Source organism: Nocardiopsis sp. FR4 (assembly GCF_009830945.1).
Lineage (GTDB): Bacteria > Actinomycetota > Actinomycetes > Streptosporangiales > Streptosporangiaceae > Nocardiopsis.
This window is the reverse complement of record NZ_ML776456.1, coordinates 64,903-85,043: the sequence shown is the minus strand read 5'-3', so window position 1 is coordinate 85,043 and position 20,141 is coordinate 64,903. Positions and strand designations below refer to the sequence as shown.

The following is a 20,141-nucleotide window of genomic DNA, read 5'->3' as shown; positions in this document are numbered from 1 at the left end:
CGCCGTCAGGTTACCCGCCGGAGTCCTCCGAACCCAGGGGGGTAACGGGCACTTTTCCCAAAGGTGACCTCTTCCCCCTGCCATAGGGTGGTCCCATGTCATCCACCCCGTCCTCCCCCGCCGCCGTCATCGACGCCCTGGCCTGGGTCCACGTCCGTGAGGGGCGTCTGCTGTGCGTCCGGACCGCGGGGGTGGACCTGTTCTACCTGCCCGGCGGCAAGCGCGAACCCGGCGAGAGCGACGAGGAGGCGGTGGCGCGTGAGGCCCGGGAGGAGGTCAGCGTGGTCCTGCGCCCGGACACCGTGCGGCGGGTGGCGGTGATCGACGAGGTGGCCCACGCCCAGGCCCCCGGCACGCGGGTGCGCCTGTCGTGCCACACCGCCGAGTACGACGGGGACATCGCGGTGGACAACGAGATCGCCGACCTGGCGTGGATCGGCTTCGCCGAGCGCGACCGCTGCGCACCGGCCGTGCGCCGCCTCATCGAACTGCTGCACGCCGAGGGCACCGTCCGCTGACGGTTCCGCCCTCCTCCCGGAGCGGTCCCTCCCGCCGGAAAACCAGTGGTTCCGGCGCGATCCCCTGATTACAGTTCGGATACTGTGCGTATCCTTCCCCAACCTCCCGGGGTCCCCGACTCCAGGTCCCCCGGCCGGTTCCTGTGGTGGCTCGCCCTGAGGGAGTGGCCCTCACTGCTGTGGTCGGGAACGGCCCTCGGCGGCTACATGGTCTGCTCGGTGCTCACCTCCGCCGCGCTGGGCACCGCCCTGGACTCCGGGGCGGTCCGGGGCGACACCGGTGCCCTCCTGGCCTGGTTCGGCGTCCTCGCCGCGCTCGCCCTGGCCGCCGTGGCGCTGATCCCCGTCGCGCACCGGGCCGAGGCCTTCAACTGGTACGCCTGTGCCTACCGCACGATCCAGGTGGTCACGAACCACGCGGTGCGCATGGGCCCCACCCTCACCCGCCGCCTGCCCTCGGGCGAGGTGGTGGCCGTGGGAACCGAGGACATCGACCGGATCGGCGACTTCTACGAGTCCGCGGGTCTCATCCTGTCCACGCTCGTGTCGCTGGCTGCGGTCAGCGTCCTCATGCTCACCTCGCACGCCACCTTCGGCCTGGTGGTGCTGGTGGCGGTGCCGCTCATCGTCGGGGGCATGGCGCCCGTGCTGCGGCTGTTCTCCCGCCGCCAGGAGTACCAGCGGGACCGGCAGGCGGAGCTGACCACCCTGGCCTCCGACCTGGTAGCGGGCCTGCGCGTGCTCCGCGGCGTGGGCGGCGAGCGGACCGTGGAACACCGGTACCGGGCCTCCTCCCAGCGGGTCCGCTCCGCCGCCGTGCGCGTGGGCTGGGCGGACGCCGCACTCCAGGCCCTGCGCGAGTTCTACCCGGGGCTGCTGCTGGTCGGGATCGTCTGGTACGGCGCCCGCCTGGCCCTGGTCGGGGAGATCACCGTCGGACAGCTGGTGGCCTTCTACGGCTACACCGGCACGCTGGCGGCCTCGGTGCGCCACCTCATGCGCTCGGCGTCCATGCTCGTCTCCGCCCGGGTGGCCGCGGGACGCGTGGTGCGCGTACTGCGGCTGGAGCACGACCACCCCGACCCCGAGCGCCCCGAGCCGGAACCGACCGGCCCCTGCGACCTGTACGACCCGGGCAGCGGCGTGACCGTGGCCGCCCTGCGCACCACCGGCGTGGTCTGCGCCGACCCGGCCGACGCGACCGCGGTCGCCGAGCGCCTGGGCCGCTACCGGGACGAGGAGGGCGCCGACGCCGCGCTCGTCGAGCGCGGCACCGGCCGGAGGGTGCGCCTGCGCGACCTGCCCCTGGCCCGGGTGCGCCAGCGCGTCCTGGTCGCCGCCAACGACGCGCACCTGTTCTCCGGAACCCTGCGCGAGGAGCTCTCCCCCGACGGGGGGCTCCCCGACGAGCGCCTCGCCGAGGTCGTGCGCGCCGCGCACGCCGAAGACGTGGTCCGCCAGTCGGCCGCCGGGCTGGACGCCCCGCTCACCGAGCGCGGACGCGAGTACTCCGGCGGCCAGCAGCAGCGGCTGCGGCTGGCCCGGGCGCTGGCCCTGGACCCGGAGGTCCTCGTCCTGGTGGAGCCCGCCTCGGCCGTGGACGCCCACTCCGAGGCCGCCGTCGCCGCCCGGCTTCCCGCCGAGCGCGCGGGGCGCACGACCGCCCTGGTCACCACCAGCCCCCTCATGCTCGACCACACCGACCACGTGCAGTACGTCGAGGAGGGCCGCCTCGTGGCCGAGGGCACCCACCGGGAGCTCCTCGCCACCTGCGACCGCTACACCGCCACCGTCCTGCGCGCCGTCGCCCCGGAGGGGACGCCATGACCCAGACCACCGACCGCGCCGACGCCCCCGGCCAGCCCGGGGCACCGTCGGAGCACCACGCCCCGGGGCTGCCGGTCGCGCCGGTGACCGCGGTGTGGCGCCGCCTGCGCCGCACCGGACGCGAGCACGGCCGCCTGTTCGCCGCCGTGGTGGGCTTGTACGGGGCGGCGGCTTCGTGCGCGCTGGGCGCGCCGTGGATCCTCGGCGTGATCATCGACACCGTGCGCGCGCAGGGCTCCCCCGGCCGCGTCGACCTGCTCGCCGTGCTGATCGTGCTCTCCCTGGTCCTCCACGCCGGGTTCACGCTGGCCTCGGTGGCCGCCTCGATCCGCTTCGGCGAGACCCTGCTCGCGGAGCTGCGCGAGGAGTTCGTGCGCGCGGTGCTCCGGCTGCCGGTCGGTGTGGTCGAACGGGCCGGGACCGGTGACCTGGTGGCGCGCACCGGACGCGACATCGGCCACCTGAGTCACACCGTGCGCGTGTCGGTGCCGGTGATGGCGGTGAGCACGGTGACCGTGGTGGCCATCACCGGTGCGCTGGCCGTCCTGCATCCGGCGCTGCTCCTGGCCTGGGCGCCCTCGGTGCTCGTGCTGTGGGTGAGCACGCGCTGGTACGCCCGGCGGGCGCCGGACGGCTACGTGCGCGAGCTGGCCACGTACTCGGAGCTGACCCAGAGCCTGACCGACACCGTGGAGGGCGCGCACACGATCGAGTCGCTGGGCCGCCAGGTCCGCCGGATAGCGCTCAACGACCGCCGGGTGGCCCGCGCCTACGCGGCGGAGCGGTACACGCTGTGGCTGCGGTGCGTGTGGTACCCGCAGCTGGAGTTCGGCTACCTCTTCCCGGTCGCCATGACGTTCCTGGCCGCCGGCCTGCTGCACGCGCAGGGGTCCCTGAGCGTCGGCGGGATCGCCACCGCGGTCTTCCTGACCGCCCAGATGGGGCGCCCGGTGGACCAGCTGCTGGACCAGGTGGACAGCCTGATGATGGGGTTCACCAGTATGCGCAGGCTGCTGGGCGTGGAGCTGGCCGAGGAGGAGCCCGACGCCCGGGCCTCGCCCGTCCCGGCGCGGCCGGGCGAGGTCCGGCTGGAGGACGTGCGGTTCGCCTACACCGAAGACGAGGTGCTGCACGGCGTCGGCCTCGTCCTGGAACCGGGTGAGCGCCTGGCCGTGGTGGGCCCCAGCGGCGCGGGCAAGTCCACCCTGGGCAAGCTGATCGCCGGAGTGCACCCGCCGACCTCGGGCAGCGTGCGGGTGAGCGGGGTGACCATGAGCGGGCTGGCCCCCGAGGAGCGGCGCGGACGGGCGATCCTGCTGAGCCAGGAGAGCCACGTGTTCCGGGGGACGATCGCCGAGAACCTGGCGCTGGCGCTGGACCTGCCCGGGGGCGCGGCCGGGGCGGATCGGAAGCGCCTGTGGGAGGCGCTGGCCACCGTGGACGCCGACGCGTGGGTGCGCTCGCTCCCGGACGGGCTGGACACCCGGGTCGGTTCGGGCGAGGCCGCCGTGGACCCGGCCCGCGTACAGCAGCTCGCCCTGGCCCGCGTGGTGCTGGCCGATCCGGACGTGCTGGTGCTGGACGAGGCCACCTCGCTGATGGACCCGCGCTCGGCCCGCCACCTGGAGCGCTCCCTGGCCGGGGTGCTGTCGGGGCGTACGGTGGTGGCCATCGCGCACCGGCTGCACACCGCCCACGACGCCGACCGGGTGGCGGTGGTGGAGGACGGGCGGATCAGCGAGCTGGGGAGCCACGAGGAGCTGCTGGGCCGGAACGGCTCCTACGCCCGCCTGTGGCGGGCCTGGCACGGCGGGGCCTGAGCGGAGGCGCCCCCTGCGGGAAACGCGCCCCGGCGGTCAGGGCGCCCGGTGCGGCCCGGGCGCCCGCCCTCCGGTACCGAGCTGCGAGGACGGGGGGTCTCCCGCGGCTCGGCAAGGGCGGCTCGGACCGAAACGGCGACGGAGGCGAATTCAGGAGGGCCGCTGGTCGGGGCCGGGGAAGCGGGAGGTGTCGAGCTCGGCGTCGAAGGGCTCGGGCAGCCGGATCTTGGCGCCGAAGTCCACCGTGGTCGCGTGGTTGTAGCGGCCGTTGCCCGGCTGCTCGTAGAGGGTGACCGAGGGGCCCGCCTCGTCCCAGGCGTCGATGAGCAGGTAGAGCGGGACCGGGGCGTGCGCGTATCCCCACAACTTGGCCTTGCGATCGGTGTTCCGGCTGCTCCGGGACACGATCTCCACCACCAGTTCCGCCTCGTCCCCCGGGCACGGGCTCCGCGACGGGTCGAGGACGACGTCCTCCGGTATGACGACCAGGTCCGGCATGTACAGCCGTTCGACAACCGGCAGTTGAACACCCAGGGTCTGGTAGACGCCCCAGTCATCGGGAATGGCACGGAGCAGGGCGCGGTTCACTCGGTGCGCGACGATGTTGTGGGGGTCTGATGGGGGGCCACGAGCACGACTCCGTCACTTCGCAGAATAACCCCGGGCTTTCCACCGGGACAGCGCCGTCGCCGACCGCCCCCGGGAACGGCGAAACCGGGCGGCTCCGAGGAGCCGCCCGGTCGTCGCGGGCGAGGTCGCGTATCCGGACCTCTCCGCGGGCCCGGAGGCCCGCGGTCTCACGGACTCGTTAGAAGTCCATGCCGCCCATGCCACCGGTCGGGTCGCCGGCGGGAGCGGCGGCCTTCTCCGGCTTCTCGGCGATGACAGCCTCGGTGGTCAGGAACAGACCAGCGATGGAAGCCGCGTTCTGCAGGGCGGAGCGGGTGACCTTGGTCGGGTCGATGACGCCGTCCTTGAACAGGTCGGTGTACTCGCCGGTGGCGGCGTTCAGGCCGAACCCGGGCTCCAGGTTCTTGACCTTGTCCGCCACGACGCCGCCCTCGAGGCCGGCGTTGATCGCGATCTGCTTGAGCGGCTCGGCGATGGCGCGGCGGACGATGTCGGCGCCGATGGCCTCGTCGCCCTCCAGGTCCAGCTTCTCGAACGCGGGGACGCTGGCCTGCAGCAGCGCGACGCCACCGCCGGGCAGGATGCCCTCCTCGACCGCGGCCTTGGCGTTGCGGACGGCGTCCTCGATGCGGTGCTTGCGCTCCTTGAGCTCCACCTCGGTGGCGGCACCGGCCTTGATGACGGCGACGCCGCCGGCCAGGCGGGCCAGGCGCTCCTGCAGCTTCTCGCGGTCGTAGTCGGAGTCGGTGCGCTCGATCTCGTTGCGGATCTCGTTCACGCGACCGGCGATCGCGGTGGCGTCACCGGCGCCGTCCACGATGGTGGTCTCGTCCTTGGTGACGACGACCTTGCGGGCGCGGCCGAGCATGTCCAGCTCGGTGCTCTCCAGCTTGAGGCCGACCTCCTCGGTGATGACCTGGCCGCCGGTCAGCACGGCGATGTCGCCGAGCTGGGCCTTGCGGCGGTCACCGAAGCCCGGGGCCTTGACGGCGACGGACTTGAAGGTGCCGCGGATCTTGTTGACGACCAGCGTCTGGAGGGCGCCGCCCTCCAGGTCCTCGGCGATGACGACCAGCGGACGGCCGGCCTGCAGGACCTTCTCGACGACCGGCAGGAACTCGTTGTTGTTCGAGATCTTGGAGTTGACGATGAGGATGTAGGGGTCCTCGAGGACCGTCTCCATGCGCTCCAGGTCGGTGGCGAAGTAGGGCGAGATGTAGCCCTTGTCGAAGCGCATACCCTCGGCGAGCTCGAGCTCCAGCCCGAAGGTCTGGCCCTCCTCGACGGTGATGACGCCTTCCTTGCCGACCTTGTCCATGGCCTCGGCGATGGTCTCGCCGATCTGGGGGTCGCCGGCGGAGATCGAGGCGGTGGAGGCGATCTGCTCCTTCGTCTCGATGTCCTTGGAGAGGTTGCCGAGCTCCTCGTTGATGCGAGCCACGGCGGTCTCGATGCCGCGCTTGAGGCCGACCGGGTTGGCACCGGCGGCGACGTTGCGCAGACCCTCGCGGACGAGCGCCTGGGCCAGCACGGTGGCGGTGGTGGTGCCGTCACCCGCGACGTCGTCGGTCTTCTTGGCGACCTCCTTGACCAGCTCGGCCCCGATCTTCTCCCACGGGTCCTCGAGCTCGATCTCCTTGGCGATGGAGACACCATCGTTGGTGATGGTGGGGGCGCCCCACTTCTTCTCCAGGACGACGTTGCGGCCCTTGGGGCCGAGCGTCACCTTGACGGCGTCAGCGAGCTGGTTCATGCCGCGCTCAAGGCCGCGACGGGCCTCCTCGTCGAACGCGATCAGTTTGGCTGCCATTGAGTTCTTGTCCTCCCGTGACCGGGCTGATACGCGATGGGACGAGGCGTGCGCCCGCGACGGACGACCGCGTACGCCCCGGCAACCCTGCTGCCGGAAGGCCGCGGTCTCGCAGCCTCGATCCGGTTAGCACTCAGCCAAGTCGAGTGCTAACCTGCTCCCTTTTTAGCACTCGGCCCCTGAGAGTGCAAACGATGCGGTCACGATTCCCCCTCCTCTCATTCCCGCCTCCAGCTGCGCAAACGCCCCGCGCCGCGCGTGTTTTCCGCGCTCAGCGGACAGTTCGGCCAACACCGGGCGAACACTCCGGTCCGCGGCGCGGGGAGGCGGACGGGCGGGCCGCCGCCGGGGTCCCGGCGGCGGCCCGCGACGGGTCAGGAGCCCAGGCGCCGCACCGCCCTCGACCCCGCGGCCAGCGCCGCGACCGCCAGCACCACCGCGACCGCCCAGCCGGTCCCGACCGCCGCGCCCCACTCCCCGGCGAACAGCGCGCGCTCGGCGTCGACCACGTACGCCACCGGGTTGGCGCGCGAGAGCGCGTACAGCCACGTCGGCGCCAGGTCCATCGGCAGCAGCACGCCGGACAGCAGCATCAGCGGCATGAGCACGGTCTGCAGCACCGGCGCGAACACGTACGTCCGCCTGACCGCCAGGGCCGTCAGGTAGGACAGCGTGGCCAGCCCGACGCCCAGCACCGCCAGCAGGAGCAGTCCGGCGACCGCGCCCGCCACCGGGACGCGGAACCCGAACGGGACCACCAGCACGAGGATGAGCACCATCTGCGCCAGCATGATCGCCACGTCGCGCAGCACCCGTCCGAGCAGCAGCGCCACCCGGCTCACCGGCGCGGCCAGCAGGCGCTCGTGCACCCCGGAGGCCATCTCCGGCAGCAGGGAGAACCCGGCGAACCCGGACGTGAACAGGGCGAGCATGACCAGCAGGCCGGGGACGAACCACTGCCACGGGTCCTGCCCCTCGGCCCCGGCCAGGCCGGACAGCAGCGGAGAGAACAGCACCAGGTACAGCACCGGCTGGAGCATGCCGAAGAGCAGCATCAGCGGCCGGTGCAGGACCGGCCGCATCTGGCGGGCGAAGACGGTCGCGGTGTCGCGCACCAGGCCCGGCCCCCTCCAGGCCGCCTCCGGCCTCCCCGTCCCCGGGGGCGTCCCGGTCTCCTCGTGCACGCTCATGCCTCGTCCTCCCGCAGGCTGCGGCCGGTCAGGGTCAGGAACACGTCGTCCAGGGTGGGCCGCTGCACCCGGACCGTGCGCAGGGGGACCCCGGCCGCGTCCAGCGCGCGCAGCAGCTCGGGCAGCACCGCGTCGCCGCGCTCCACCCGCAGGCGCACCTCCGGGTCGCGCCCCGGGGCCGTGACCACCTCCGGCTCCCCGGCGGACGCGGTCCGCCCGGCGACCGCGGCGCCGGTGTTCGCGTGGTCGGCGTCCGGCACGGTGAAGGTGACCAGGTCCCCGGAGACCCGGCCCTTGAGCTCGTCGGCGGTGCCGTCGGCGATGAGCCTGCCGTGGTCGATGACCAGCACCCGCTCCGCCATGTCGTCGGCCTCGTCGAGGTAGTGGGTGGTGAGCACGACCGTGGTCCCGAGCCGTTCGCGCAGGCGCGTGATGTGCTCCCACAGGTTGGCCCGGCTGTGCGGGTCCAGGCCGGTGGAGGGCTCGTCCAGGAACAGCAGCCGGGGCTCGTGGATCAGCCCCATGGCGATGTCGAGCCGCCGCCGCTGCCCGCCGGAGAGTTTGGTGGACTCCCGGTCGGCGGCGCCGCCCAGTTCCAGCAGGTCGATCAGCTCGGCCGCGCGGCGGCGCGCGGTCCGCCGGTCCAGGCCGTACAGCAGCCCCTGCGTGTACAGCTCCTCCCCGGCCCGCTGGTCGTCCCCGGCCCCGTGCCCCTGGCCGACGAAGCCGATGCCCCGGCGCACCCTCGCCGGTTCGGCGCGCACGTCGTGCCCGGCGACCACGGCCGTGCCCGAGGTGGGCTCCAGCAGCGTCGTGAGCATGCGCAGCGTGGTCGACTTCCCGGCCCCGTTCGGTCCGAGCAGGGCGACGAGCTCGCCCTCGGCGACGTCGATGTCGACGCCGCGGACGGCCTGGACTACCTCCTTGCCGACCCGGAAGTCCCGGGTCAGCCCGCGTGTGCGGATCATCCCTTCCCCCTTCCTATTCAAACTTGAGCAAGCCGAGTATGCCCGACCGGAGCCCGATATTCAAAGTTGAATAAGAGCTTGCGCGGGTGACGGGAGGAAGGGGGTGGAGCCGCCTAGACGGGGGCGGAGGCCCCCGGGAGCGGCGGCAGGCCGAAGGCGTCGGGACCGTCGTCGGCCATGGTGTACCGGCCGGCGCGCAGGGAGGCGATGAGGTCCCGCGTCCACCGCAGGTCGGCCTCGACCGTGCCCCGCCACAGGCCGAACAGCTCGCCGAGGTGCTCGGGCCCCCGCGGCTCCTCGGCGGGGTCGAGTTCGCCGGCGACCCCCTCCAGGAGCTCCAGCCGCCGGCCCAGCAGGTCCAGGACCTCGGCGCGCGGCAGCGAGCACATGAGGGTGACCGAGGCGAACAGCAGCGCGGGGTCGTCCCGGCGGGTCAGCCCCCGGCGCAGGAGGCGGTGGATCTCGGCCACGCCGTCCTCGGTGATCTCGTAGGAGGTGCGGTCCACGACCTCGTCGCCCTCGGCGACGAACTCGCGCAGCTTGCCCTCCTGGGAGAGCTTGCGCAGCGCGTGGTAGAGGGAGCCCCACTTGACGTTGGCCCACGTCTCGGTGCCCCAGGACAGCAGCTCGCGTCCCACGCGGTACCCGTGGGTCTGCCCCTGCATCCGCACCACGCCCAGCACCAACAGCCGCGTCGCCGACATCTCCACCCTCGTTCGACCGGAAACCTCCTCCAGCCTACGAGGGGGAGCGCGGGGCGCCGGAACGGCCGCGGGGACCGGCACGGCGGAGGGGGCGGCCCCGGTGGCCTCGCGGACCGGGACCGCCCCCGCTCGGGCGGGTCGGGGGTCAGCAGCCCCCGGCCACCGCCGGGATGATGGAGACCTGGGCGCCGTCGGCCACCTCGGTCTGCAGGCCCTTCTCGAAGCGCACGTCCTCGTCGCCGACGTAGACGTTGACGAAGCGGCGCACCTTGCCGTTGTCGTCGAGGATCCGGGCGCGGATGCCGGGGTAGTTGGCCTCCAGGTCGTCGAGGACCTCGGCGAGGGTGGCGCCCTCGGCCTTCACCTCGGCGGCGTCGCCGGTGTAGGTGCGCAGGATGGTGGGCACGCGGACGCTGGCGCTCATGGGACTTCCTTCTCGTGGGAGATGACGGGTTCGGTGTTCCCGGCGGGGCCGGGGGCCGGGGCGCGGCGGCCCCGGGCGCGCCCTCAGGCCAGGCCGGCGCCGGTGAAGGCGCTCAGGGACGGCTTGATGGTGGCGGTCACTCCGGCGTCGACGGCGTTCAGGGTCTTGAGTCCGTCGCCGGTGTTGAGGACGACCGTCTCGGCCCCGGGGTCGAGCCTGCCCTCGCGGACCAGCTTGCGCAGCACACCGGTGGTGACGCCGCCCGCGGTCTCGGCGAAGACGCCCTCGGTGCGGGCCAGGAGCTTGATGGAGTCGACGATCTCGTCGTCGCCCACGTGCTCGACCGAGCCGCCCGTGCGCCTGGCGATGTCCAGGACGTAGGGCCCGTCGGCCGGGTTGCCGATGGCCAGCGACTTGGCGATGGTGTCGGGCTTGACCGGCTGGATGACGTCGATGCCCTTGTCCCAGGCCTGCGCGACCGGGGAGCAGCCCGTGGCCTGGGCGCCGAAGATCCGGTAGGGGCGGTCCTCGACCAGGCCGAGCCTGACCAGCTCCTGGAAGCCCTTGTCGATCTTGGTGAGCTGGGAGCCGGAGGCGATCGGGATGACGATCTGCTCGGGCAGGCGCCAGCCGAGCTGCTCGGCGATCTCGTAGGCCAGGGTCTTGGAGCCCTCGCCGTAGTAGGGGCGCAGGTTGACGTTGACGAAGCCCCAGCCCTCGCCGACCGGGTCGCCGATGAGCTCGGAGCAGAAGCGGTTGACGTCGTCGTAGTTGCCGTCGATGGCCACGACCTTGCCGCCGTAGACGGCGGCCATGACGACCTTGGCCTCCTCCAGCCCGGCGGGGATGAACACGCAGGACTCGAACCCGGCGCGCGCGGCGGCGGCGCCGACCGCGCCGGCCAGGTTGCCGGTGGAGGAGCAGGACAGCGTGGTGAACCCGAAGGTGCGGGCGGCCTCGACGGCGATGGCCACCACGCGGTCCTTGAAGGAGTGCGTGGGGTTGCCGGAGTCGTCCTTGACGTACAGGGAGTCCAGGCCCAGCTCGGCGGCGAGGCGGTCGGCCCGCACCAGCGGGGTCAGACCGGGGGCCATGTTGGGCAGTTCGGCGACGTTGGCCGGGACGGGCAGCAGGGAGCGGTAGCGCCAGATGCTCTTGGGGCCGCTCTCGATGTCCGCCCGGGTCACGGTCCCGAAGTCGTAGGCGACCTCCAGGGGGCCGAAACAGAAGTCGCAGGCGAAGCGGGGGGTGAGTTCGTAGCGCTGGCCGCACTCGCGACAGGAGAGTGCGGTACCGGGGCCGAAGGCGCGGGTGGAGGTGGGTTCGGTGGCGGCAATCGCCATGGCGAGGCGTCTCCCCTCATCTTTCCTGGCGGACACCTTGTCCCCAGGCCGGAGTTGGCACCTGTCCCAGCGGCCTCGCGGGTTCGCGAGCGTCGCGCGCTGGAATGGTTGCCGGGGCTTCGCAGGGCCGGTCCCTCCACCCCTCTGGATGAGCAATATGAAGTTGTGGGCGGATCCTCTCGCGGAACCGCACCGTCACTGTAACGGACGCGTTGACCGGTTTTCCATGGCTCGTGAGCTGGGTAACACGAATGGTCTCACATGGTGGAACGCCGCTGGTCGGCGCTCCCCGGACGCACGTGCGTTGTTTCCTGGCTGTGACGCACGCCCCGCTTGGCCGAAAGGGGGTTTGGGGCACCTGTCGACAGGCGAGACCTAGGGTGCGCCCCCGCGCCCGCGCTCCCGCGCGCCGCCGGACCCCAGCCGCAGCCTTTCGAGAGGACGACCACGTGGACAAGGCACAGATCCTCATCGCCTCCAACCGGGGACCCGTCTCCTTCTCCACCGCGGAGGACGGTTCCCTGGAGTACCGGCGGGGAGGGGGCGGCCTGGTCTCGGGGATGAGTTCGGTGGCCACCGAGATCGACAGCATCTGGGTGTGCGCCGCGCTGTCGGACGCCGACCGGCGGGCCGCGGCCGAGGCGCCGGAGGCCCGGCTGGACCGGGCGCACGACCTGGGCGGCATGCGCGTCCACATGCTGGACATCCCCAAGCGCACCTTCGAGGGCGCCTACACCGGGGTGGCCAACTCGGCCCTGTGGTTCGTGCAGCACATGCTCTACGACACCCCGAACAAGCCGTCCTTCGGCTCGCACTTCCGGCGGCTGTGGGAGGACTACACCGCCTACAACAACGCCTTCGCCGAGGCGCTGGTGGCCGGAGCGGCCGAGGGCGCGCGCGTGGCCGTGCAGGACTACCACCTGGCGCTGGTGCCGCGCATCCTGAGGGCCCGCCGCCCCGACCTGCGGATCGCGCACTTCTCCCACACGCCCTGGGCTCCCCCGGAGTACTTCCGGATGCTGCCCGCCCGGGTGGCCTGCGACCTGCTGGAGGGGATGCTCGGCGCGGACCGGCTGGGCTTCCACAGCCCGCGGTGGGCGGACGCGTTCCTGCGCTGCTGCGCGGAGTTCCTGCGCGCGGACGTGGACTTCGGACAGCGGACCGTGGAGTACGGCGGCCGGCTGATCGGGGTGCGGGTGCACGCCCTGGGCGCGGACGGGGAGGGGCTGCGCCAGAGCGCGGCCGACCCGGCCGTGGCGGCGCGCCGCGCGACCCTGGAGGAGGCGGTCGGCGACACCAGGCTCATCGTGCGGGTGGACCGCACGGAGCTGTCCAAGAACATCGTGCGCGGCCTGGAGGCCTACCGGGAGCTGCTGACCCTCCACCCGGAGTGGCGGGGCCGGGTGACGCACCTGGCCTTCGCCTACCCCAGCCGGGGCGACGTGCCGGAGTACCGCGAGTACACCGACACGGTGCTGCGCACGGCCAAGGAGATCAACGCCGAGTTCGCGACCGCCGAGTGGACCCCGCTGATCCTGGAGGTCAACGACGACTACCCGCGTTCGCTGGCCTCGTTCCAGCTGGCCGACGTGCTGCTGGTCAATCCGATCCGCGACGGCATGAACCTGGTGGCCAAGGAGGGCCCGGTGCTGTCGGAGCGCGACGCGGTGCTGGTGCTCTCGCGGGAGGCGGGCGCCGTCGACGAACTGGGCGAGGACGCGCTGGTGGTCAACCCCTACGACACCGTGGAGACGGCGGAGGCGCTGCACAGGGCGCTGTCGATGCCGGAGGAGGAGCGGCGCGGGCGCAGGCGGCGGCTGGCGGAGGCGGCGGTGGCGCTGCCGCCGCGGCGGTGGTTCCAGGACCAGCTGCGTTCGCTGGACTGAGGGGGCCGGGGCCCCGGGCGCGGGTTTCCCGGGGCGGGGGGCTCCCGTTGCGCGCGGTGGTTTCCGTGGTGCGTGCGCCCGTGCGGCGTACGCGTCCCCGGGCGGTCAGTCGGCGGCGGGGCCCTTCTCGGCCTCGGCCAGGAGTTGCTCCACGATGGCGGACTTGGCGAGGGCGTAGTCCCGGATGCTGTCCCAGGTGCGCTCGGCCAGCTCCCGTTTGACCGCGGCGTAGCGCTCCCGCGCGTCGGCGTCGGCGGTGAGGTGGTCCCGGAGGCGGCGCATCCGCTCCGCCTCCGGACAGTCCTCGCTGAACACGTGCATGTTGAGGTTGATCTCCGAGCCCTGGAGCACCCGGAGCCCGTACCAGTCGGGTTCCCTGGCGGCCAGGAAGTACCCGGCGGCCTCCAGGTCGGGCAGGTAGGCGGGTTCGTCGGCGGAGTCGGCGACGACCAGGAGCAGGTCGACGCAGGGCTTGGCGGCCAGCCCTGGCACGGCGGTGGACCCGACGTGCTCGAAGAGCAGGACGCGGTCGCCGAGGGCGGCGCGGACCCTGGCGGCCTCGCGCTCGAAGAGGTAGGGCCACTTGGGGTCGTATTCGGAGAGGCGGACGCGTCCGTTGACCAGGTTGCGGAACCCGGGTGCGGAACCGGTCCGCGGCTCGCCTCGTGAGGGCAGGGGAGACGCTTCGACGGGTGACATCCTCAAAGCCTTGTCCCCTGGCGTGCCCGCGTCAAGACCGTCCGGCGTTCCTTACATATGCACGCGCACACGCCGCATCACGTGCGGTTACGGGGTTCGGACTGGGAGCGATACCACCAGGACGAGCGAGCCCTTGAGGGCGGGGAGCTCGCGCAGGTGCCCGTGGCGGCCGTCCCAGGTGCCGTCAGCCAGGTCTCGGGACAGGCGTTCGACGAAGCGCTCGTGCACCGGTTCGTCCACGAAGCTCCACGCCGAGCAGGACTGGCGGGCGCCCACCTCCAGGAAACGCTCCGGCCGGCCGTAGTAGGCCTCGTTGAACCCGTCGGAGCAGTCCAGGGGGACCGGGACGGGGGTGACCGTCGTGGTGCCGCCCAGGCCCTCCGTCAGCTCCTCGACCGAGGGGTAGCGCCGGGCCTCCGTGTCGAGGACCTCGGGCGCGTACTCGTACAGCCAGAAGTCGCGGACCCGGGCGGGGTCGCAGGTCAGGACGGCCACGGGACCGGTGGTGACCCGCCGGGCCTCGGCCAGCCCGGCCGCGAGGTCGCGCCACTGGTGGACGCTGAACGTGGTCATGGCGGCGTCGAAGGAGCCGTCGGGGAAGGGGAGGCTCTCCGCCGTGGCGTCGACGGCCGCGGACAGGGTGTCGGGGCGCTTGGCGCGCATGCTGGAGGAGGGCTCCACCGCGGTGACCTCGCGGTCGAGGGGTTCGTAGGAACCGGTGCCCGCGCCGATGTTGAGGATCCGGCGCGCGTCGCCGAGCGCCGCGTGGATGGCGGCGGCGATCCGCGGGTCGGGGCGGCGGTAGTCGCTGTAGCGGCGGGCGATCACCCCGTAGTCGGCGTCGCCCGCGCTGCCGTCGGCCCTGCGCGTCATGTGTGCTCCACTCGGTCCGTCGGTGCGCCCCGGAGGCGCCCGGCCGCGATGACGCTACCGCCGGGGCGAACCGGGCGCCAGTGCTTATGGACACCTGCGGCCCCGGCGGCGGGGGGGTGGCGCTACGCGCCGCGGGCCTTGCGGCGGCGCCCGCCCTTCCTGCGGCGGGTGGGGGGCGGGGCCTGGGCGGCGCGCTCGGCGGCGAGCTTCTCGTCCTCCTCGCGGCGCGCGGCCTGGACTCCGTAGGGGTCGGCGGAGGAGCGGCGCACCCACAGGACCAGCAGCAGGACGCCCAGGAACAGGACGGCGCCGACCGAGGCGAACCACGCCCAGACCGGAACGCCCTCCTGGTCGTCGCGGTTGAGGAGGTCCTCGTCGGCCAGGGAGGTGTTCTGGGCGGCGGCGGTGGCCGCCTGCTGGGCGGAGGGCAGGTGCAGGGCGGGCAGGCCGTCGGGACCGTCCTGCGAGCCCTGCACGAGGGCCTCGCGTACCTGGTCGGGGAGCAGCCGCGGGTGGTCGGCGCGCAGCAGCGCGGCGGCCCCGGCCGCCAGGGCCGCCGCGTAGGGGGCACCGGTCACCTCGGTCTGGCCCAGTTCCGCGTCGGCGGTGACCAGGTCGGCTCCGGGCGCGGTCAGCTCGATGGAGCCGGCGTCGGGCGAGTCCGGGAGGAGCTGGCCGTCCTGGTCCGTTCCGGCGACGGTGAGCACGCTGGGGTCCTCCGGGCCTCCGGCGGGTCCGACGACCAGGGCGCCGTTGCTGACGGCCTCCCGGGTGGCGTCGGTCAGGTCGGTGCCCCCGTCGGTCTCGGGCAGCAGGATGACCTGTGCGCCTTCCCGGGCGGCCTCGCGCACGGCGTCGGCCAGGCCGTCGTCGGCGGGCAGGACGAGCAGGGCGGCCTCGGGGGCCGCACCGAGCACGCCGCCGTCGGCGTCCATACCGTGACCGTGCGCCGCGACCAGGGCCGCCGCGGCGTTGCCCGCCCCGGCGTCGCCGTCGTTGTCGCCGAAGCGGGTGTCGACCTCGACGTTTCCGACCAGGTCGGGGTGCTCCTCGTTGACGGAGGCGCCGGGGAGCGCGACGGTGACGCCCTCACCCTGGGTGTCCTCCCACAGCTCCTGGGCGGCGATGGCCTGGAGGCCCCACTGCTCGGGGCGGAAGTCGGGGATCAGGTCGGCCGCGGCCGGAGCCGCCGTCAGTCCGAGGATCACGGCGGTGGCGGTGGCGGCTGCCCAGGGGGCGGCGGCTCCGCCGCGTGCGCGGCGTGTGTGTGTCCTGCTGCGGCTGTTGCCCCCGAGCACGTCAGGCTCCCTCGAACGATATGGTCGGCGTTCCACGCGGCCCTCCCCGGACCCCGGCAAATTCTGTCATGAGCACAGGATCCAGGCGTGGACAAGTGGCCTGAGGGGTAGGAAACGTAACTGTATCCCTGGTGCCAGTCCTGCGCTTTCGGCCCCGCACACGGCATGTCGAGTCGCTAGCATGAGTCGGGCCGATCCGGACAAACCGATTTCCCGTCCAGGGGGTGTCCCATGCCGAATCTCGGTCCGACCGAAGACGGTCAGTCGGCCCTCGCCGAACGCGAACAGCGCATCCTCGCCTTCGAACGCCAGTGGTGGAAGTTCGAGGGATCCAAGGAGCAGGCGATCCGTGACGAGTTCGGGTTCTCCGCGACCCGCTACTACCAGCTGCTGAACGGGCTGGTGGACCGCCCCGAGGCGCTCGCCTTCGACCCGATGACCGTCAAGCGACTGCGTCGGCTGCGCGCCGACCGCCGTCGCCAGCGCAACGCACGCCAGTTGGGCATCCAGCTCTGACCGGCCTCCTCACCCTTCACCCTTTCCTCTCCGCTCACTTGTACCCAGCACGCGCCACGGTGACCACAGCACACGCGCGTGTTTTCCGCTCCCCCGCGCCCGGGCCACCCCCGGACGCCGGGACCGGACGGACCCTCCGGGACTCCCGGCCCCGGGAAACCCGACCGTGGTCGACCGTGTACCGAACGCCACGCGACCGTTCGGTGAAACCCGCCTCCCGCGCGGGTAGGGGTCTGCCCCGGGCGGGAGCGCGCCGGTAGTCTGGCGGCCCCGCCCGGTCCGCGAACCGCGGTAGCTCCGGAAAGGTCGCTCATGTCGCTGCCCCAGCCCGGCACGGACGCCGGGCGCACCGCCCTCGACGCCCTGCTGGCCACGCCCGGGAGGGCGCTGGCCGCCTTCGACTTCGACGGCACCCTCGCGCCCATCGTGGCCGACCCGCGCACGTCCGCCCCCTATCCGGGGATCGTGGACGCGCTCGCCGACCTGGCCGGGGTGGTCGGCGCGGTGGCCGTGATCACCGGCAGGCCCGCCGAGACGGCGGTGCGCCTGGGCGGGCTGGACCGGGTGCCGGGCATCACCGTGCTGGGCCACTACGGCGCCGAGCGCTGGACGGGCGACCGCGGCGTGGTCGCCGCCCCCACCCCGCCGGGGGTGGAGGTGGTGCGCGAGGAGCTGCCCGTCCTGCTCGACCGGCTGGGCGCGCCCGAGGGCACCTGGGTCGAGGACAAGGGCCGGTCGCTGGCGGTGCACACCCGGCGCACCGCCGACCCCGACGGCGCCCTGGAGCTGCTGACCCCCTCCCTGGAGGACCTGGCCCGCCGGGCCGAGCTGCGGGTGGAGCCGGGCCGGATGGTGGTCGAGCTCCGTCCACAGGGTGTGGACAAGGGCGCCGCGCTCACCGCGCTCGTGGCCGAGACCGGGCCCCACGCCGTGCTCTACGCCGGGGACGACCTCGGCGACCTGCCCGCCTTCGAGGCCGTCGTGGCGCTGCGCGCGCAGGGCGTCGTGGGCCTGAACGTGTGCTCCTCCTCCGACGAGGTCACCGCCGTGGCCGAGGCCGCCGACCTGGTCGTCGACGGGCCCGCCGGGCTGGCCGACCTCCTGCGCCGGCTCGCCGACGCGGCCCGCGACGCCTCCGGGGTGTGAGGTCCGCGCCCGGTTCAGGACGAGGACTCGTGTGCCTGGGGCGACAGGGCCGTCCGGGCCGCCGACCTCAGGTCCACCAGCCCGGTGCGGTCCCTCCCGTAGTGGACGGCGTTGGTGAGCACCCCGACGTACCGGCCGCTCCGGGGGTGCATGAACAGGCTCGTCCCGGTGAAGCCGTTGTGGTAGACCACCCCCTCCGGGGTCACCAGCCAGCCCAGGCCCCGCCAGAGCCGGGCGCCCGCGTCCACGTGCGGCTGCCAGCTCGTGCGCACGTAGGAGGTCGGGACCGGGCCCCGGCCGCCCTCGTGCATGCGCAGCATCTCCCGGGCGAAGGCGCCGAGGTCGATGGCGGTGCTGAACACCCCTGCGTGCCCGGCCACGCCGCCCATCAGCGCCGCCGCCTCGTCGTGCACCACGCCCCAGGTCGGGGCGGTGCCGGGGATGCGGCGCTCGGTGGGCGCGACCGCGGGTGAGCGCGCCAGGGGGCCGAAGGTGGTGGAGCGCATCCCCAGCTCCTCCCACAGGTCGCCGGCCAGCCGGTCCAGGCCGGTGCCGTAGAGGCGTTCCAGGAGCAGCCCGAGCAGGATGAACCCCCGGTCGATGTAGCTGTACCCGGGTTCCTCCAGGGGATCGGCCAGGAGGGCCTCGGCCAGGTCCTGGTCGGTGCCCACGTAGCGCTCCAGCCAGGTCACCGGGTTGAGCCTGCTGGTGTGGGTGAGGATCTGGCGGGTGGTCACGCCGGCGCCGGGCAGGTGGTCCACGTCCAGGTATTCGGACATGGGGGCGTCCAGGTCCATGATCCCCTCGGCGACGGCCTGTCCGACCAGCGGCCAGGTGGCCATCACCTTCGTCAGGCTCGCCACGTCGTAGGCCACGTCCGGGGCGGTGTCGTTCTCGGCGTCGACCCGGCCGACCGCGACGAACTCCCACATGCCGCCGGTGCCGATCACCGCCGCTCCCCCGGGGAGCCAGCCGGCGTCCACCATCACCTTCAGAACGCCGCGGATCTGCGCCCCCGTCTCCGTGAGCCAGTCACCATCACGCACAACACGCCTCCCCCCGGGTGGTCTCGTACCTCGGCGGATACCCCGTTATCAGGTCGTTGTCACACCGCTCCTCCATGTGCTCAGGACGAAACCCCCGCAGGTCACAGCCGTAATAAGGGGCCCGCGGGCGGTGCGAGTAGTCTGGCGCCGGGAAAGCCCCCTGAGGGAGGACGATGAGCAGCCAGACCCCCGTACCCGCCGGTTTCCGCGGCGTGGCCGGAAACATCGGGATCAAGGATCCCAAGGACGACTTCTTCGCGGTGGTGTCCGAGGTGCCCGCGCACGTGTCCGCGGTGTTCACCCGCTCCCGGTTCGCCGGGCCCAGCGTGCTCCTCAGCCGCCGCGCCGCGGCCGACGGAAGCGCGCGCGGGGTCGCGGTGATCGCGCGCAACGCCAACGTGGCCACCGGCCGCCCCGGCGACGAGCACGCCCGGGAACTGCAGGAGCGCGTGGCCCGGGCGGCGGGGGTCGCGCCCGAGGAGGTGCTGGTCGCCTCCACCGGGGTGATCGGACGCCCGTACCCCATGGAGAAGGTGCGCGCCCACCTGGACGCGCTGCCCGCCGAGTTCCCCCCGGCCGACCTGGACCGCGCGGCGGCGGCGATGATGACCACCGACACCCGCCCCAAGACCGCCTCGGCCCGGGTGGGCGCGGCCACGGTGACGGGCATCGCCAAGGGCGTCGGCATGATCGAGCCGGACATGGCGACGATGCTGGCCTGGTTCTTCACCGACGCCGAGCTGGAGCAGCCGGTGCTGGACGCGGTGTTCCGCCGGGTGGTGGACCGCACGTTCAACGCGCTGAGCATCGACACCGACACCTCCACCAGCGACTCCGCGGCGGTGTTCGCCAACGGGCTGGCCGGTCCGGTGGACGCGGCGGAGTTCGAGGCGGCCCTGTACGGGGTGGCGCTGGAGCTCGTGCGGATGATCGCCTCCGACGGCGAGGGCGCCAGCAAGCTGATCGAGGTGCGCGTGACCGGGGCGCGCGACGACGCCCAGGCCAAGCGGGTCGGCAAGGCGGTGGTGAACTCCCCGCTGGTCAAGACGGCCGTGCACGGCGCGGACCCGAACTGGGGCCGGGTGGTGATGGCGGTCGGCAAGTGCTCGGAGGAGACCGACATCCTCCCGGAGAACGTGCGGGTCCTCTTCGGCGACGTGGAGACCTACCCGGCCGAGTCCACGGACGAGGTGCTGGAGCGCGCCGCCCAGCACCTGAAGGGCGACGAGGTGGTCATCGGCGTCGACCTGGGCGTCGCCGACGGCGCCTTCACCGTCTACGGCTGCGACCTGACCGAGGGCTACATCCGGATCAACGCCGACTACACGACCTGAGCCGGATGGCCCACGCGGGCAAGGCGCTCAGGGCGGGCTCCTCCCAGGCCCGGGTCTACTTCGACATCGGGCACTCGGCCTGGCTCAGCCCGGGACGGGCGGCGGAGCT

Annotated in this window: 18 protein-coding genes and 1 riboswitch; of the genes, 7 read left to right on the top strand and 11 right to left on the bottom strand. The window is 73.2% G+C overall.

Annotated features, from left to right (window positions below):
- Positions 1–95: 95 nt before the first annotated feature.
- The 3 genes from FYW95_RS04070 to FYW95_RS04060 all read left to right on the top strand — a co-directional run bounded on the left by FYW95_RS04070 (position 96) and on the right by FYW95_RS04060 (position 4,165).
- The gene (locus tag FYW95_RS04070; RefSeq protein WP_159943554.1) at positions 96–518 is read left to right on the top strand and encodes an NUDIX hydrolase; all 423 of its coding nucleotides are present in this window, start codon (positions 96–98) and stop codon (positions 516–518) included.
- Positions 519–602: 84 nt separating this feature from the next.
- Entirely contained in the window at positions 603–2,345 is a 1,743-nt protein-coding gene (locus FYW95_RS04065; protein ID WP_160050013.1) for an ABC transporter transmembrane domain-containing protein, read from the top strand.
- Complete coding sequence (locus FYW95_RS04060) at positions 2,342–4,165, top strand: ABC transporter ATP-binding protein (protein WP_160050012.1); 1,824 nt, start codon at positions 2,342–2,344, stop codon at positions 4,163–4,165. Before FYW95_RS04065 ends, FYW95_RS04060 begins: the two co-directional genes overlap by 4 nt.
- Positions 4,166–4,315: 150 nt before the next feature.
- On the opposite strand, the gene FYW95_RS04055 is transcribed toward FYW95_RS04060, so the two are convergent.
- The 7 genes from FYW95_RS04055 to thrC form a co-directional block, all read right to left on the bottom strand.
- The gene (locus FYW95_RS04055; protein ID WP_236567882.1) at positions 4,316–4,753 is read right to left on the bottom strand and encodes a Uma2 family endonuclease; all 438 of its coding nucleotides are present in this window, start codon (positions 4,751–4,753) and stop codon (positions 4,316–4,318) included.
- Between the two features lie 220 nt (positions 4,754–4,973).
- The gene (gene groL / locus FYW95_RS04050) at positions 4,974–6,605 is read right to left on the bottom strand and encodes a chaperonin GroEL (RefSeq protein WP_159943557.1); all 1,632 of its coding nucleotides are present in this window, start codon (positions 6,603–6,605) and stop codon (positions 4,974–4,976) included.
- A 374-nt stretch (positions 6,606–6,979) separates the two neighbouring features.
- A complete protein-coding gene (locus tag FYW95_RS04045; protein WP_160050011.1) occupies positions 6,980–7,795 on the bottom strand; it encodes an ABC transporter permease in 816 nt (271 codons plus the stop codon).
- On the bottom strand, positions 7,792–8,763 hold the full coding sequence (locus FYW95_RS04040) for an ATP-binding cassette domain-containing protein (protein ID WP_159943559.1): 972 nt from the start codon (positions 8,761–8,763) through the stop codon (positions 7,792–7,794). The genes FYW95_RS04045 and FYW95_RS04040 overlap by 4 nt, the downstream gene beginning before the upstream one ends.
- 113 nt (positions 8,764–8,876) lie before the next feature.
- Entirely contained in the window at positions 8,877–9,467 is a 591-nt protein-coding gene (locus FYW95_RS04035) for a PadR family transcriptional regulator (RefSeq protein WP_160050010.1), read from the bottom strand.
- Positions 9,468–9,612: 145 nt separating this feature from the next.
- Entirely contained in the window at positions 9,613–9,891 is a 279-nt protein-coding gene (locus FYW95_RS04030) for a ubiquitin-like small modifier protein 1 (protein ID WP_159943561.1), read from the bottom strand.
- A gap of 83 nt (positions 9,892–9,974) precedes the next feature.
- Positions 9,975–11,234: a threonine synthase gene (gene thrC, locus FYW95_RS04025; RefSeq protein ID WP_159943562.1), complete on the bottom strand. Its 1,260-nt coding sequence runs from the start codon at positions 11,232–11,234 to the stop codon at positions 9,975–9,977.
- Between the two features lie 13 nt (positions 11,235–11,247).
- Positions 11,248–11,389, bottom strand: a riboswitch (SAM riboswitch).
- 294 nt (positions 11,390–11,683) lie between these two features.
- Here thrC and FYW95_RS04020 point away from each other — a divergent pair.
- Positions 11,684–13,120 (top strand): alpha,alpha-trehalose-phosphate synthase (UDP-forming), encoded by a 1,437-nt coding sequence (locus FYW95_RS04020; protein WP_159943563.1) that lies wholly within the window; start codon positions 11,684–11,686, stop codon positions 13,118–13,120.
- 105 nt (positions 13,121–13,225) lie between these two features.
- Here the strand turns inward: FYW95_RS04020 and FYW95_RS04015 are convergent, their stop codons facing one another.
- The 3 genes from FYW95_RS04015 to FYW95_RS04005 form a co-directional block, all read right to left on the bottom strand.
- Positions 13,226–13,819 carry a GrpB family protein gene (locus FYW95_RS04015; protein WP_159943564.1) on the bottom strand — a complete coding sequence of 198 codons (594 nt, stop codon included), beginning with the start codon at positions 13,817–13,819 and terminating at the stop codon, positions 13,226–13,228.
- 87 nt (positions 13,820–13,906) lie between these two features.
- Positions 13,907–14,692, bottom strand: a complete 786-nt coding sequence (locus FYW95_RS04010; RefSeq protein ID WP_159943565.1) for a class I SAM-dependent methyltransferase — start codon at positions 14,690–14,692, stop codon at positions 13,907–13,909.
- Positions 14,693–14,814: 122 nt separating this feature from the next.
- Positions 14,815–15,990, bottom strand: coding sequence for a S8 family serine peptidase (locus FYW95_RS04005; protein ID WP_159943566.1), 1,176 nt, complete (start codon positions 15,988–15,990; stop codon positions 14,815–14,817).
- 231 nt (positions 15,991–16,221) lie between these two features.
- Between FYW95_RS04005 and FYW95_RS04000 the strand changes: the two genes are divergently transcribed.
- Both FYW95_RS04000 and otsB read left to right on the top strand, forming a co-directional pair.
- Entirely contained in the window at positions 16,222–16,506 is a 285-nt protein-coding gene (locus FYW95_RS04000) for a DUF3263 domain-containing protein (RefSeq protein ID WP_159943567.1), read from the top strand.
- 312 nt (positions 16,507–16,818) lie between these two features.
- Positions 16,819–17,652 (top strand): trehalose-phosphatase, encoded by an 834-nt coding sequence (gene otsB / locus FYW95_RS03995; protein ID WP_160050009.1) that lies wholly within the window; start codon positions 16,819–16,821, stop codon positions 17,650–17,652.
- 14 nt (positions 17,653–17,666) lie between these two features.
- Here the strand turns inward: otsB and FYW95_RS03990 are convergent, their stop codons facing one another.
- Positions 17,667–18,698, bottom strand: a complete 1,032-nt coding sequence (locus tag FYW95_RS03990) for a serine hydrolase domain-containing protein (RefSeq protein WP_160050008.1) — start codon at positions 18,696–18,698, stop codon at positions 17,667–17,669.
- 173 nt (positions 18,699–18,871) lie between these two features.
- Between FYW95_RS03990 and argJ the strand changes: the two genes are divergently transcribed.
- Positions 18,872–20,032, top strand: a complete 1,161-nt coding sequence (gene argJ, locus FYW95_RS03985; protein ID WP_160050007.1) for a bifunctional glutamate N-acetyltransferase/amino-acid acetyltransferase ArgJ — start codon at positions 18,872–18,874, stop codon at positions 20,030–20,032.
- The last annotated feature ends 109 nt before the right edge of the window (positions 20,033–20,141 follow it).

Coding starts and splice junctions, on each gene's coding strand:
- FYW95_RS04070 (WP_159943554.1), top strand. CDS start 96: ATGTCATCCACCCCGTCCTCCCCCGCCGCCGTCATCGACGCCCTGGCC.
- FYW95_RS04060 (WP_160050012.1), top strand. CDS start 2,342: ATGACCCAGACCACCGACCGCGCCGACGCCCCCGGCCAGCCCGGGGCA.
- groL (WP_159943557.1), bottom strand. CDS start 6,605: ATGGCAGCCAAACTGATCGCGTTCGACGAGGAGGCCCGTCGCGGCCTT.
- FYW95_RS04045 (WP_160050011.1), bottom strand. CDS start 7,795: ATGAGCGTGCACGAGGAGACCGGGACGCCCCCGGGGACGGGGAGGCCG.
- FYW95_RS04040 (WP_159943559.1), bottom strand. CDS start 8,763: ATGATCCGCACACGCGGGCTGACCCGGGACTTCCGGGTCGGCAAGGAG.
- FYW95_RS04035 (WP_160050010.1), bottom strand. CDS start 9,467: ATGTCGGCGACGCGGCTGTTGGTGCTGGGCGTGGTGCGGATGCAGGGG.
- FYW95_RS04030 (WP_159943561.1), bottom strand. CDS start 9,891: ATGAGCGCCAGCGTCCGCGTGCCCACCATCCTGCGCACCTACACCGGC.
- thrC (WP_159943562.1), bottom strand. CDS start 11,234: ATGGCGATTGCCGCCACCGAACCCACCTCCACCCGCGCCTTCGGCCCC.
- FYW95_RS04015 (WP_159943564.1), bottom strand. CDS start 13,819: ATGTCACCCGTCGAAGCGTCTCCCCTGCCCTCACGAGGCGAGCCGCGG.
- FYW95_RS04010 (WP_159943565.1), bottom strand. CDS start 14,692: ATGACGCGCAGGGCCGACGGCAGCGCGGGCGACGCCGACTACGGGGTG.
- FYW95_RS04000 (WP_159943567.1), top strand. CDS start 16,222: ATGCCGAATCTCGGTCCGACCGAAGACGGTCAGTCGGCCCTCGCCGAA.
- otsB (WP_160050009.1), top strand. CDS start 16,819: ATGTCGCTGCCCCAGCCCGGCACGGACGCCGGGCGCACCGCCCTCGAC.
- argJ (WP_160050007.1), top strand. CDS start 18,872: ATGAGCAGCCAGACCCCCGTACCCGCCGGTTTCCGCGGCGTGGCCGGA.